General features: G+C 49.4%; 9 protein-coding genes. 4 read left to right on the top strand and 5 right to left on the bottom strand.

Features of this window, described 5'->3' with window-relative positions; translation table 11 throughout:
* Positions 1-34 precede the first annotated feature (34 nt).
* The 4 genes from ACYVGR_RS10550 to cobA form a co-directional block, all read right to left on the bottom strand.
* Positions 35-3,583, bottom strand: coding sequence for a molybdopterin-dependent oxidoreductase (locus tag ACYVGR_RS10550; RefSeq protein WP_460956297.1), 3,549 nt, complete (start codon positions 3,581-3,583; stop codon positions 35-37).
* A gap of 86 nt (positions 3,584-3,669) precedes the next feature.
* Complete coding sequence (locus tag ACYVGR_RS10545) at positions 3,670-4,965, bottom strand: NarK family nitrate/nitrite MFS transporter (RefSeq protein ID WP_460956340.1); 1,296 nt, start codon at positions 4,963-4,965, stop codon at positions 3,670-3,672.
* Between the two features lie 50 nt (positions 4,966-5,015).
* Positions 5,016-6,545 (bottom strand): alginate export family protein, encoded by a 1,530-nt coding sequence (locus ACYVGR_RS10540; protein WP_460956295.1) that lies wholly within the window; start codon positions 6,543-6,545, stop codon positions 5,016-5,018.
* Positions 6,546-6,912: 367 nt separating this feature from the next.
* Positions 6,913-7,671 carry a uroporphyrinogen-III C-methyltransferase gene (cobA, locus tag ACYVGR_RS10535; protein ID WP_460956293.1) on the bottom strand — a complete coding sequence of 253 codons (759 nt, stop codon included), beginning with the start codon at positions 7,669-7,671 and terminating at the stop codon, positions 6,913-6,915.
* Positions 7,672-7,949: 278 nt separating this feature from the next.
* On the opposite strand from cobA, the gene nirB reads away from it, so the two are divergent.
* The 4 genes from nirB (at position 7,950) to ACYVGR_RS10515 (ending at position 13,150) form a co-directional block, all read left to right on the top strand.
* A complete protein-coding gene (gene nirB, locus ACYVGR_RS10530) occupies positions 7,950-10,469 on the top strand; it encodes a nitrite reductase large subunit NirB (RefSeq protein WP_460956291.1) in 2,520 nt (839 codons plus the stop codon).
* Between the two features lie 143 nt (positions 10,470-10,612).
* Positions 10,613-10,966, top strand: coding sequence for a nitrite reductase small subunit NirD (gene nirD / locus ACYVGR_RS10525; RefSeq protein ID WP_460956289.1), 354 nt, complete (start codon positions 10,613-10,615; stop codon positions 10,964-10,966).
* Positions 10,967-10,988: 22 nt separating this feature from the next.
* The gene (locus ACYVGR_RS10520; RefSeq protein ID WP_460956287.1) at positions 10,989-12,473 is read left to right on the top strand and encodes an ATP-binding protein; all 1,485 of its coding nucleotides are present in this window, start codon (positions 10,989-10,991) and stop codon (positions 12,471-12,473) included.
* A 2-nt stretch (positions 12,474-12,475) separates the two neighbouring features.
* Positions 12,476-13,150 (top strand): response regulator, encoded by a 675-nt coding sequence (locus ACYVGR_RS10515; protein ID WP_460956285.1) that lies wholly within the window; start codon positions 12,476-12,478, stop codon positions 13,148-13,150.
* Here the strand turns inward: ACYVGR_RS10515 and ACYVGR_RS10510 are convergent.
* Positions 13,147-14,304, bottom strand: coding sequence for an acyltransferase family protein (locus ACYVGR_RS10510; RefSeq protein ID WP_460956283.1), 1,158 nt, complete (start codon positions 14,302-14,304; stop codon positions 13,147-13,149). The two genes, ACYVGR_RS10515 and ACYVGR_RS10510, sit on opposite strands and share 4 nt — an antisense overlap.
* Positions 14,305-14,315: the final 11 nt, after the last annotated feature.

Here is a 14,315-nt window from a genome sequence, read left to right as displayed (position 1 = left end):
GAAAGAGTGAACAAACCGACGGGAGCTAATCCGATTATAGCACTCTTTCATTCTTTCGCTCTTTCATTCTTTCACTCATTATTTCTAAAATACTCCGCACCTCTGGCCTACATGAGCCGCAGCCGGTGCCAGCGCCGGTTTTCTGGCAAAGCTGCTGGAAATCCGTGCAGCCAGCCTGAATAGCCCGTTCCAGATTACCCTGCCCGACGGTGTTGCAGGAACAAACTAGCTTGCCTTCTACCGGATCTACTTTTTTACTGGCCCGTAGAAGCTGAAGCCGTTTATCCGATAGCTCAATACCGTTTGCAATCAGGTCGCGGAATTCGGCAAACTCGTTTTTATCCCCGACCAGAATGGCACCAACCAGTTTATCGCCCTGAACGATACACTTTTTATAGTACCGCTTCGACTTGTCAATAAAGACGATTTCCTCAAAGTTAGCTGCCTGCCCCGCAGGTACTTCATTAATACCAATGCTGCATAAATGTAAACCTTCCATTTTCAGGATGTTCATCGATAAGCTTCCTCGGTACGGTTGAGAGATATCGCCCGCCAGAAAACGAGCGGCAGTTTCGGCCTGTTGCTCGGCGGCTAACGTAACACCCCACATCTGGCCATTCCATTGGGCCACTTCGCCAGCCGCAAAAATGTCAGGGTCAGAGGTTTGCAGATAATCGTTTACCACCACACCTCGATTGCAGGTGAGCCCGGCAGCGCGCGCCAGTTCAATATTCGGCTCGGTTCCAATGGCCATGACAACAACCTGACAAGCCAGCTTTCGGCCCGATTTTAGTTGAACACCGTCGAGCCGATCAGTTCCGGCAAACGTCTGGATTTCTTCATTAAGATAAATCTCGATGCCTCGATCCAGCAGTTCCAGATACAATAATTCGCTGGCCAGCGGATCGAGCTGACGTTCCATAAAACGACCTGACCGGTGAATCAGCGAAACGCGAATGCCAATCTGGCGCAACGAAGCCGCCAATTCCAGGCCAAGCAAACCACCACCAACCACCACAGCCTGTGGCGATTCTCGGTTAAGAAAAGGTAAAAGCGAATCAGCATCGAGCCGCGAACGCATATTGAAAATGCCCGGCAACCGGGGTACGCCTTTGGGCATAAACGCACGACTACCTGTTCCCAGTAGTAGTTTGTCATATGCATGCTCTACGCCGTTTGTATCTACGACGACTTTAGCGTTTCGGTCGATGTAAGCAATGCCTACACCTTTATGAACCGTGATGTTTGCTTCGGCAAACTGATCTTCACGCAGTTTGACAAGTTGCTCCCAGGTCTGCTCTCCACTAATGTAATCGGGCAGCAGGACCCGATTGTAGAACGGGTAAATCTCTTTGGAGAAGACGTGTATTTCGTCGTTAGCATTCAGGGCTCGGTACTGATTAATAAAACCTAAACCCGCTGAACCAGCCCCAATTATGATAATTTTCTCGACGGGTTTCCGGTACAGGACGACCTCAACCGCCGAGAACTTAAAATCGGGTTCTTTCGAGCGTGGATCAACGAGTGAGCTGGTCAGGTTATTAGCCCGATTCAAATTACTGTTTCCCGGAGCGCTGGTCGGCATTTTGCCCCAGTGCATCGGCAGAAAGCACAAACCAGGTCGTACATCGTCAGTTAGTTGCGCTTTTACGCGAACCTCACCACGTCGGCCCCGTACCTCTACCAGTTGACCGTCCTGAATTCCGCGCTTTTTGGCATCGTCGGGATGAATTTGTAGAAACGGCTGCGGAATGTGCTGGTTCAACTTGGCCACCCGCCCCGTTTTGGTCATGGTGTGCCACTGATCGCGGATGCGACCAGTGGTTAGTACAAGCGGAAAGTCCTCATCAACCGGCTCCGACGTATTTCCATCCGGTACGGTATGGATTTGGGCTCGGCCATTCGGTGTGTAAAACTGATGATCGGTAAACAGGCGTTCTGTCGCCCCTGCTCCCAGCTCCTTGCGCCCGGCTGGATATGGCCACTGAACTGTTCGTTTTTCTTTCAGCAACGCATAACTCACACCCGTAATGTCAATGTTGGTTCCGGCCGTGATTTGCGTATATTCCTGATATACTTCCGATGCGTTGGCGTAATTGAACTCATCACCAAAGCCCATTTTCTGAGCAAATCGCCAGATAATTTCGGCGTCGGGCAGGGCTTCACCGGGCGCATTGAGCATTTTCGGCAAGTAAGAAATCCGGCGCTCGGCGTTGGTCATGGTGCCTTCCTTTTCGAGCCAGGCAGCCGCTGGTAATACTACATCGGCAAACTGTACGGTGTCGGCCCGATTCGATACATCCTGAACCACAACAAAACGGGCATTTTTCAACGCTTTTTCGGTAGCATTGACATCTGGCATGCTCACCAATGGATTCGTATTGATAATCCAGATCGCTTTCAACCGATCATCGCCCAGGGCTTCGAACATTTCGGTGGCCGTCAGCCCCGGCTTAGCCGCGATCTTGACCGGACTTCCCCAAAACGCTTCAACTTCGGCACGGTGGGTGGCATTCGCTACCTCGCGGTGAGCGGGTAAAATGTTGGCCAATCCGCCCGTTTCGCGGCCACCCATGGCGTTGGGCTGGCCAGTTAACGAAAAGGGACCATTGCCGGGCTTACCGATACGTCCGGTAATGAGGTGCAGATTAATGAGCGATAGGTTTTTATTCACGCCAATTACCGATTGGTTCAGGCCCATTGTCCAAAGCGACAGAAAGCCTTTCGAACGCCCAATCCAGTCAGCGGCCGTTCGAATGTCGGCGGCAGAAACGCCACATAGTTCTGCAGCCTCTTCCACCGAGCGTCGCATTACCTGCTCCTGATAGGCCAGAAAACCATCGGCATGATTGGTAATAAACTCGTTATCAATGAACCCATTTTCAATCAGCAACCGCCCAATGGCGTTGTTCAGCACAATGTCGGTGCCGGGGCGAAGCGGCAAATGCAGATCCGAAGACCGGGCGGTATCGGTTCGGCGGGGGTCAACACAAATAATTTTGACGTTCGGGTTAGCCGCTTTATGCGCTTCAATCCGACGCCAGAGAATAGGGTGGCACCAGGCTGGATTTGCTCCTTCGACCAGAAAGAGGTCGGCCTCTTCGATGTCGTCGTAACAAACCGGCACCGAATCTTCACCCAGCGACAGCTTATATCCAACCACCGCCGAACTCATGCACAACCGGGAGTTGGTATCGATGTTATTGGAGCCAATAAACCCTTTGATGAGCTTGTTGACCAGATAATATTCTTCGGTCAGGCATTGCCCCGACACATAAAACGCGACGGAATCGGGGCCGTATTTTTGGATAAACGTCTTAAAAACAGCTGCTGTACGTTCCAGCGCAGCATCCCAGCTCACCCGTTGCATGGGCATGGTCCGGTTGAATCGCATCTGCGGATACAGCAACCGATCCGACTGATCCATAACCGTGTAATGCAGGTTCATGCCCTTCGAGCACAACATGCCCTTGCTGGACGGATGCTGTTTATCGCCCTCCAGGCTCAAGCGTCCGTTCGGTTCCTGTTTGACTACGATTCCACAGCCAACACCACAATAGCAACAGGTCGTTTGATGAGTCATGTCTTTCTAATGATGAATTATAAATGATGAATGATGAATTGCGGTACCGATGTATTTATCATTCATCATTTATAATTCATCATTCTTTAAGCGGTTTGCAATTCAACATCTGCCGTTTCTACCACCGTTTCTTTGCTGAAATTGACCAGGAACAAGAGTAATCCAGCGGCAGCTACCGCGCAGCCAATGTACAGAAAGGCTTGTCCGTAGCTGATGGACTGTGATTTGAACAAAAAGGCCATCAGCATACCGCCAAGGTTACCACCCGCGCCAACTACCCCAGAAATAACACCGACGGCCTTAGGATTTACAAAAGGCACAATGGCATAGGTACTTCCGTTCGACATTTTCAGGAAAAGCGCAAAGGCAATCATCGACAAAATGGCCATTGGTAAGCTTCCGGCCTGGGCAAACAGTATGATACCGGCCCCCTCCAGCACCAACATACCTGCCAGCAGAACCCCTTTGCCGCGCATGCCGTATTTGTTCCCAACTTTATCGGCTACGATACCACCCAGCGCACGGGCAAAAATGTTCATCCCGCCAAAAAGCATGGCCCAGAACCCCGCCTGCGTTTCTTCCAGTTTGAAATTGTCAAAGAAATAAAGGGCCGCCACGCCATCGAAGGTGATTTCCATACCGAAGCAGCATGCATAAGCCAGCGCCAATGCCCACACGCGAATATCCGCGCAGGCTGCCCAGAAACTCACTTTCTCCGCTTTTACCGTCGACCGTTGAATTTCGTCGTAGTTGCCAGCAGGGGTGTCTTTTGTAAAGCGGTAATAAATGAATGCCATCACGAGCATCAGTACACCCGGCACAATCATAGCCAGCCGCCATGCTTCGGCCTTTGTGTAGCCGAAGCCAACGATCGTTGCCATGATGATGGGCATAGCTAATTGCGTGATGCCACCGCCCAGATTGCCCCAGCCACCTGCTACCGCATTGGCCGTACCCTTGATTTTAGGAGCAAACATCATTGATGTATGAAACTGCGTAATCACGAACGAAGCCCCAATCACACCAATCGCCAGGCGGAACAACAGGAAAGTGGTGTAATCGTGCGCCAAACCGACGAGCATAACGGGTAACGATCCCAGCACCAGCAAAGCTGTGTAGGTCTTACGTGGGCCCCAGGTATCGCATAACCGCCCAATAACCAACCGAGCCAGAATGGTAGCCGATACGGCTGCAATAATGGTATTGCCAACTTGTGGTTTTGTCAGGCCCAGATCGGCCCGGATGGCGGGCATCAAGGGAGCCAGCCCAAACCAACCAAAGAAACAGACAAAGAAGGTAAGCCACGTAATGTGAAATGTTCGCATCTGGACACCGGTAAAGCTGAAGATGTTTAACTTAGCAAGTGGTTGATTAGCAGTCATATTCATGGTTTTTTGTGTTTAGAAAACTATAACTGATCATTTTGGGAGGTCTATTTTTGAATTGGCTTAGCAGCCAGAAAATCAGGGCGAATATTGATCATTAGGTAAGCCCAGGTACCTGTTTTGCTCCTCTGATCCATTGTGCCCTGCTTGGCGTATTCGAGGCTATTCGTTCCACTCATGATGGAATAGCCAAATTCTACGTTGGTGAACTTGTTCAGTGCATAGTTGGCAATGAAGTCGTACTCTATGCCGAGCTTGGCTGACAGTAACGTACCCGCAGGCACATCGGCCATTTTGTTGTAAGTCGGTGCGGCTAAAGCTAAATAGTGAATATCCAGACCCGTTGTCAGTCGCTTGCCGATGTACTTGAATTTCAGGAACGCATCCTGCACACCACCTGCGGGCGAGCCGGTTCCGGCATAGAAATAATCCATTGATCCCCGGAATTTGTGAGGAGTGCCGTACAATGGATCAAATCGGCTGGTTTCGCCTGATTGAATAGTCGTAGCGTTATTGCCGGAAAGTACCTCATAACCAGGACCGAAACTCAGCAAGCCTTTTTGAAGCATAACGTTTGCCCCGTAGTGATACGCATTTTTTATCGCCAGCCCATCCCGATCTTTTCCACCCTGGCCATAGGCGAAAGCCTGCCACTGTACTTTTCCTTTCCCCAGCTGACCAACCAGCATAGCGCCATAGGTTATACGGGAATTCACGCCCGCAACGTCATAACGCCTACCATATACGTAACCCTGGGATGCACTGCCCAGACTATCGATTCGATACTTCTGGAAATCATCTTTAAAGAACAGGGCCGAGAATTTCGTGGCGTTAAACTTGCGTGTCAGATAGATCATCTGAAACGACTTAAACTGCTGATTCTGGCCATTCGTGCTTAAGGGCGTTAACAAAACAGGTGCTCCCCCTTTTCCCGACGTTGGCAGAAAACCTGCCGGAATAGCGAGGGTTATGTTTTGGGTAGACAAGGCCGATGTTGGCGCGTTACCAGCTGTATAATAATCGCCCACTACGCCAAAAGCATCGGTATTCTGATTAAAGCCAACCCCTAAATCGAGTGCCCAGCCTTTATGCTGACCTTTCAAAATGGCCGCATCGAACCGACGGCCCTGCTGAAGCCAATCCAGATTTCCGATCAGACGGGAATCGTCATAAACCATTTCCTGTCGACCGATTTTCAGCGACAGATTCTGAATGGGCCTGAATTTGATAGTTGTGTCGGCGCTGTTGGCCAGTGTAATATCGGCCCAGGCTTCATGCACCATCAGCCGGTTTCCATCAGCATTATTGATCGTGGCCGCATCTTGGCCCCACACCCGAATATCCTGAACAGATGTTTGGAACTGGACGCGCTCCCATTTGTAGCCGAATGTAAGTCGGGTACGTTGCGAGGTAAAGAAGGCGGCTGGCGCATCTTTCGGAGCCAGGTTACCAACGCCATTTCGTAACTCGGTTCGCGTACGCAACTGCCCAACAAGCGAAAATTGCGCAAATAGAGTTGACTGCACTGCCAGCAAAAGAATGCCAGCATACGACAGCCGTTTGATTGTATAATTCATGAGAATAGGCAATCAGCTAAAGAAGAAAATGAACAGTAGAGACAACAGGGAATCAACCTACCCAATTAGGGTAAGGACGTGTAGAACAGACCAGAATGATGACTCTGAAGAAGAGAAGATAAACGCCTGACGGACTATCGATTAGCTAATCCCGCGATGAGGCCAATTTGCTTTACCTGTGATTTTTCATTTTCTTTGAAGTGTTTGTGTTTTTCGCATAGACAAATCCCGTTTAGCCGATCCAAAGGTGCCCCCACACCGGATCGGCTTTTTTCTTTGTAGTTTGAAGTTTGTGGTTCGTAGTTTGAGGTTAGCTGACGCATGCTTTACGAGTGTAAAAACTTCAAACCACGAACTACAAACTCCCTCAGTACGCCATAGAAACGTTCCGCATACATTCGGCCAGATAGGACGGATGTAACGAAACAACCTCGCCGATGATCAGCACAGCGGGCGCCCCCACGCCTTGCTCTGCCGCCAACTGCGGTATACTCCAAACCTGGCCAATTACACACTGCTCATCGGCACGCGTACCATTCTGCACGATTGCCATAGGCAAATGACCGCGTCCGGCCTCACAAAAAATCGCACAGATTTCGTTTAGCTTGCGCAAACCCATCAGGACAACAATAGTTGCTTTCGACTGAGCCGCCAGATAAAGGTCTTCCGAAAGCTCTCCGTTCCGAGTGGTACCCGTAATAACCCAAAAACTCTCACTTACACCCCGGCTCGTTACTGGAATACCCTGCGAAGCCGGAACCGCTATACTACTCGATACGCCCGGTATAACTTCGCACTGAATACCATATTGTCGGGTATAGGCAAGCTCTTCATAACCTCGCCCAAATACAAAAGAATCTCCCCCTTTGAGCCGTACCACATGGCCATGTTCCTGAGCGAGCCGGACAATTAGCTCATTGATTTCTTCCTGCGAGAACGATGCTTTTCCAGCCCGTTTTCCCACATAGACTTTCAGAGCCTGTTCGGGCGCAAAGTCCAGCAATGCATAATTGGCAAGATCGTCGTATAAAATAACGTCGGCTTGCTGGAGCGCCCTGATCCCTTTTAAGGTGATCAATTCGCCGTCGCCGGGACCCGCCCCCACGAGTGTTAGCTTTGGCATCATTTGGCTTTTCGTTTAGTACTCAATAGTAATATTATACTATTATTAACTAATAACTCTCATTGACGATTTATGGCTCAAAAGTAGAGACGAAATTCTTAAAAACAAGTCTTTTTCAAAAAAATATGTTTAAAAATCATATTAAAACGGAATAATACATTAGGATTTACCAAAAACACCTTCTATTTTTGACTAGCCTTTTTTGGGAGGAATAAGGCTATTTTATTAGATAAGTACAATAATAAAACGGGGTTTTCACAATGATATAGTTATAGTCAACTATGAACACAAACAAAAACAAGCATGTCGTCGTTATTGGCAACGGTATGGTAGGCTACAAGTTCTGCGAAAAGCTATTAGCCAAAGAAAAAAATGAACACCGATTTACACTGACGGTTTTTGGGGAAGAACCACGTGTAGCCTATGATCGGGTTCACTTAAGTGCCTATTTCGATGGCAAAACAGCCGACGATCTGACCCTTGCTCCCCAAAGCTGGTACGCCGAAAATGGCATTACGCTCTACCTCACCGACCCGGTTGTTGACATTGACCGGGAGCGAAAAGAGGTTCGTTCGCATCACGGTGTCGTAGTGCCTTATGACTACCTGGTATTAGCTACTGGTTCGGGAGCGTTTGTTCCGCCAGTAGCGGGTGTAGAGAAAGACGGCGTCTTTGTCTACCGTACTATTGAAGATCTCGACCTTATTCAATTGTACGCACGGAAAGCGCGCCGAGGAGCCGTTTTGGGTGGCGGCCTGCTCGGCTTAGAAGCCGCCAAAGCCCTGCTCGATCTGGGTATGAAAGAAGCCCACGTCGTTGAGTTTGCTCCTCGATTGATGCCCCGGCAAATTGACGAGGCAGGCTCGGGCATTCTACAGCGACAGTTGGAATCACTGGGCCTGAACATTCATCTATCGAAAAGCACGCAGGAAATTACGGGCGACAATTCCATTACGGGCATGCAGTTTTCCGATGGCTCGCATCTGGATGTCGATATGCTGGTTATTTCGGCAGGGATTCGGCCACGCGATGAGCTGGCAAAATCGTCTGGTCTGGATACGCACCCACGCGGAGGGATACTTGTCGATAACTTTCTGCAAACCTCCGATCCGGCCATTTTTGCCATTGGCGAGTGTGCCGTGGCTCACCACATGATTTATGGGCTGGTAGCTCCAGGCTATGAAATGGCCGAAGTAGTAGCCTCGCGCTTACTAGGTGAAGAAAAGGAGTTCAAGCCCTATGACATGTCGACGAAGCTCAAGCTTATCGGCACCGACGTAGGGTCATTCGGTGATCCGTTCGCTTCAGAACCCAACTGCAAAACGGTTGTCTATGAAAACAAGGCGAAGGGCGTTTATAAACGGATCAATATATCGGCCGACGGGAAAGAGCTGTTGGGCGGGATTCTGGTTGGCGACGCCGAGCAGTATAATATGCTCCTACAAACCTGCAAGAACAAGACCATTCTCCCGCCTGACCCCGAGGATCTGATCCTGGGGTCTCGGGGTGGCGAAGAAGCTGGTGCCGGAGTTATGGGCCTACCCGATGATGCCTTGATTTGCTCCTGCGAAGCCGTAACCAAAGCCATGCTTTGCCACGAAATCGGCGAAAACGGGCATGATACGGTCGATGCGCTTAAGAAATCGACCAAAGCCTGCACGGGCTGCGGAGGCTGTACGCCTATGGTGAAAGACATTATTCAGGGCGTGCTGAAGCAGAAGGGGGTGTATGTTCGGAATATCCTTTGCGAACACTTCGATTTCACCCGGCAGGAATTGCTGGACCTGGTAAAAATCAATAGCCTGAAAACCTTCAACGCCGTGCTGGATCATCTCGGAAAAGGTGACGGTTGTGAAGTTTGTAAACCAGCGGTTGCTTCAATTCTGGCCAGTCTCTGGAACGAGAACATTCTGGAAAAAGGCCGGGCCACTATTCAGGATTCTAACGATCGTTTTTTGGCCAACATTCAAAAAGGCGGTACGTATTCGGTAGTGCCTCGTATTCCAGGGGGAGAAATTACGCCCGATAAATTAATTGTAATTGGGCAGGTGGCCAAGAAGTACGGCCTCTATACAAAAATCACAGGCGGCCAACGCATTGATCTGTTCGGAGCGCACGTTGGTGATTTACCCGTCATCTGGGAAGAACTCATAACCGCCGGTTTTGAAAGCGGACATGCTTACGGAAAATCGCTGCGTACCGTGAAAAGTTGCGTCGGCAGTACTTGGTGTCGCTATGGTGTACAGGATTCGGTCTCTTTTGCCATTGAGGTCGAAGAACGCTACAAAGGCATCCGGTCTCCGCACAAAATCAAGTCGGGCGTATCGGGTTGTGTCCGCGAATGCGCCGAAGCCCAAAGTAAAGACTTCGGAATTATTGCTACTGAAAAAGGCTGGAATCTATACGTGGGTGGCAATGGCGGCTCTAAGCCTCAACATGCTCAGATCCTGGCCACCGATGTTGATAAGGAAACCTGCATTCGCTACATCGACCGGTTCCTGATGTTCTACATCAAAACCGCCGATCCGCTCACCCGCACCGCTACCTGGCTCAATAAGCTGGAAGGCGGCATGACGTATTTGCGAGCTGTTGTTGTCGATGATGTGCTGGGAATTGCTCATGACCTGGAGCGCGAGATGCAATTGCTGGTCGATACGTTCAAGTGCGAATGGAAAGAAGTGGTTGACAATCCACACCTCCGCGCGCGCTTCACCCACTTCGTAAATGTGCCCGAACAAAAAGATCCGACAATTCAATTTGAGGCATTGCGCGATCAGAAGCGGGCTAAAGAATGGGTTTAGTTAAGTACTGGCGCGGGTATTTACCCGTGCCTTTTAATTAAGTCAGCCTTCGCTGACGCATACATTAGACGGTACGCCAGTGAATACTGGCTTTATAAATAGGCGCGGGTAAATACCCGTGCCAGACCAAAAATATCAAATCAATGGAAACACCTACAATTCATAAAGACGAAATTACCTGGCACCCAGCTTGCCAAACTGATCATATTCCTGAAGATGGGGGGGCTTGCGTGCTACTGGGCGGACGACAAATCGCCATTTTTAACTTTTCGCGTCGGGGCGAGTGGTATGCAACTGAGAATGAGTGTCCGCACCGTCAGCAGATGGTTTTGTCGCGCGGTATGATCGGCACACAAAGCGATGAACCTAAGGTAGCCTGTCCGTTTCACAAAAAGACATTTTCACTGAAAACGGGCGACTGCCTCAATGACGATGGCTATAAGATCGCCACGTTCCCGATAAAAGTAGTCGACGACATGGTTTATATTGGGGTATAAACAGAAAACGATAAACTGATTTATGACTCAACTCGATCAACAGGTAGCTAGTCGACTAACCCGGTTTTATATGCTGGCACTCGCTGTCATAGCGGTGCTATCGTTGAGCGGGCTACTGTTCATCAAGCATACGATCAGTACACATTATGACGATAGTCGTATTCTGAACGTAGCCGGACGGCAGCGTATGTTGAGTCAGCGCCTGACCAAACTGGCTATGTTACGCATTGAGGGCATTACGACGGCCGATACGGTTTCGTTCGATTCGTTGCTTAACTCCTGGAGCCAGAGTCATATTCAGCTCCGAAACGGCATGCTGCACATGGAAAAAGAGTATGTCGTCCGAAAGAGCAGTCGACTCGACAGCATGTTTACGCGTATTGCTCCCATATTCGAATCCATTTATCAGGGTTTTTCCCGGATCAACGACCCAAAACGTACGATTGAGGAGAAAAAGGCAGCGCTTCAAATTATTCTGCGCGATGAGTTTTCGTTTATCCAGCAGATGAACGACATCGTTTTTCAGTTCGATACAGAAAGCTTTGATCAGGTGAAGCGTCTTGAACAAATTGAATGGCTGCTCACCCTCGCTACCTTGTTGACGCTATTGACTGAAGGGTTGTTTATTTTCAGGCCGGTGGTTAATCATACCAGACATGTAGTTCGTCGGCTGGCCCGATCGGAGAAAGCGTTACAGTTAGCCAATAATCATTTGGAAATTGCTAACCGGGAGCTGGAATCAACGAATCAGAATTTGGTAGCCTCGAACCGAAAACTCGTTGAAACTCAACAGGAACTGCTTCGTACTACCGAAGAAAAATACCAATTGCAACTGGCCGAAGACACGGTTCGGTCGGCTGCACTGCTCGAAGGGCAGGAAGAAGAGCGCCGTCGCTTTGCCCGTGAGCTGCACGATGGTATTGGCCAGATGCTTACGGGCCTAAAACTCCATGCCGAAAAACTAAAGACGACTTCGTTTACGGATGAAAAGCAACGGGCGCGGTTTGCCGAACTCTGTGATCTGATTGGTGATACGATTCAAACAACGCGTCAGGTTTCCTACAATCTAATGCCGTCGACACTAAGTGATTTCGGACTGGGGTCAACGTTGCAGCTCCTGGCCGAGCAAACAACCCGTTCTTCGGGTGTTTCGGTCGTTTTTACGGGTCCTACTGATGCCAAACGACTCAGCCCGGCCATGGAGATCGGCTTGTACCGTATTGCTCAGGAAGCATTACATAATGCCCTGAAATATGCGGAAGCACATAGTATAAAAATTAACTTGCAACAGAGTACCCAAAAACTGCTGCTAACCATAGACGACGACGGAAAAGGGTTTGTTTTAAACGCATTACCCACCGACGATAAGCGACTATCAACAACGAATGGTCTTGAGAACATGCGCACCCGAACCCGTTTGCTCAATGGTGATTTTAGCATTAGCTCGAAACTCAAAAAAGGAACGAAAATCAGTGTCAGTGTCAACCTATCCGAAAATCTCACCTAACTATGTCGATACGAATTCTTATAACCGATGATCATTCGGTAGTCCGAAAAGGAATTCGGATGCTACTTGAAGACGAAGCCGACATCCAGATTGTTGGCGAAGCCTCAGATGGCGACGAGGCAGTCGAGTTGCTATCAAGCCTCCAGACAGATGTCTTGTTACTTGATATAACCATGCCTCGTATGTCGGGGATTGAAGCGCTCAAAGTCATTACACAGCAATACCCCAGGGTTAAAACAATTATGTTTAGCATGCATAATAACCCGGACTACATCATAAAAGCCGTCCAGCACGGAGCCGCAGGTTATCTACTAAAAGACACAGGACTGGAAGAAATCCTGCACGCTGTACGCACTGTGTACGCAGGAGACTTGTACTACCCACCCAGTGCTTCGTCCGTAATCATTCAGCATTTAGTATTACCAGGTGCAACCCAGCGCAAAGAAGGCGGAACGACAGAGCCCCTACGAGGATCGGTCTGGAATAAAATCACGTCTCGCGAGGCCCAGATTCTAACCTGCCTAATCGACGGCATGAGCAGTCCCGAAATTGCCAATCGATTCGGAATTAGCCCGAATACGGTGGCCAATCAGCGGGCGAGCATCATCCGCAAAGCAGGCGTTAAAAATACCGTCGATTTAATTCGTATCGCCCTGGAAGAGAAAAGCAGGTACTAAACCTTAATAATTACATTTTTTCGGTACATCCACCAAAGAATACCGAACCAGATCAGTACAAAAGTTAATGCTCCTGCCAGCGATGCATTTTTCGGGTCAGCAAAATGTGGGGCAATAAAAGTTCGATACAGATACTCTTTCGACCCAATTTCGGTACCGTCAGGCTGAGTTACATGAATCAGGTTCATGATGCGCGGAATCAGTCCAGACAGAAAAAATACGGTGATGGCATTAACACCAAAGGCAACGAAGGGCAGCACACCTCGTTTATAGTGCTGTACATCGATCAGCCAATAGCATAACGCCAAGCCAAGCATTGCCAAACCACCTGCCAGTACTACGTACGAGCTGGTCCAGAGTGCTTTGTTGATCGGAAAAAGGCCATCCCAGAGTAGCCCAAGCAATGTAAGTAGACAGCCCGCGGCAAAAAGCCAGGCTATTTTCTCGGCCGCCATCCGATTGCTTCGTAACCATGTTCCGGTTAGCAGGCCGAGCAAGCCCGTTCCAATAGCAGGTAGTGTACTTAGCAAACCCTCTGGGTCCCAGACTTTCGCGGGTTTATATACGTGCGCAGGCGTCAGAATCGTCCGGTCGAACCAGGCAGCCAGATTAGTTTCAGGTTCGAGATTGGCATAGCCTACGCCCGGCACCGGAATAACCGTCATCAGGAACCAGTATCCCAAAACAATACCGCAAAAAATATAGACTTGCTGACGAGGGGTTGTCTTTAGAAAAATAAGCGAACAGGCCAGATAAACCACGGCAATTCGCTGTAAAACACCTGGAATCCGAACGATTGTAATATCAAACTTCGGGAAGAAATTCAAAAACAGGCCCAGCAAAAACAGCGTCACGCTCCGTTTTACAATCTTCCCGACTACGCCCTTTTCCATTCCATCAGTTCGCCCCAGCGCAAAAGTGATCGACACGCCAACAATGAACAGAAAGAACGGAAAAATTAAATCGGTGGGCGTCCAGCCATTCCAGGGCGCATGTTCAAGCGGTGCATAAATATGCCCCCAATCGCCGGGATTATTGACTGTAACCATAGCTGCGACGGTCAGCCCCCGAAAGAAATCAAGTGAGAGCAGCCGTGATACACCAGCTGGAGTAGATTGATTATTACTGCGGTTTGTCAAAACGGAGGGTTCCATACATCAGGTAG

It is taken from the genome of Spirosoma litoris (genome assembly GCF_054776755.1).
The sequence above is the reverse complement of the archived record's forward strand: the minus strand, read 5'-3'. Positions and strand labels throughout refer to the sequence as shown.

Coding starts and splice junctions, on each gene's coding strand:
- ACYVGR_RS10550 (WP_460956297.1), bottom strand. CDS start 3,583: ATGACTCATCAAACGACCTGTTGCTATTGTGGTGTTGGCTGTGGAATC.
- ACYVGR_RS10545 (WP_460956340.1), bottom strand. CDS start 4,965: ATGACTGCTAATCAACCACTTGCTAAGTTAAACATCTTCAGCTTTACC.
- ACYVGR_RS10540 (WP_460956295.1), bottom strand. CDS start 6,545: ATGAATTATACAATCAAACGGCTGTCGTATGCTGGCATTCTTTTGCTG.
- cobA (WP_460956293.1), bottom strand. CDS start 7,671: ATGATGCCAAAGCTAACACTCGTGGGGGCGGGTCCCGGCGACGGCGAA.
- nirB (WP_460956291.1), top strand. CDS start 7,950: ATGAACACAAACAAAAACAAGCATGTCGTCGTTATTGGCAACGGTATG.
- nirD (WP_460956289.1), top strand. CDS start 10,613: ATGGAAACACCTACAATTCATAAAGACGAAATTACCTGGCACCCAGCT.
- ACYVGR_RS10520 (WP_460956287.1), top strand. CDS start 10,989: ATGACTCAACTCGATCAACAGGTAGCTAGTCGACTAACCCGGTTTTAT.
- ACYVGR_RS10515 (WP_460956285.1), top strand. CDS start 12,476: ATGTCGATACGAATTCTTATAACCGATGATCATTCGGTAGTCCGAAAA.
- ACYVGR_RS10510 (WP_460956283.1), bottom strand. CDS start 14,304: ATGGAACCCTCCGTTTTGACAAACCGCAGTAATAATCAATCTACTCCA.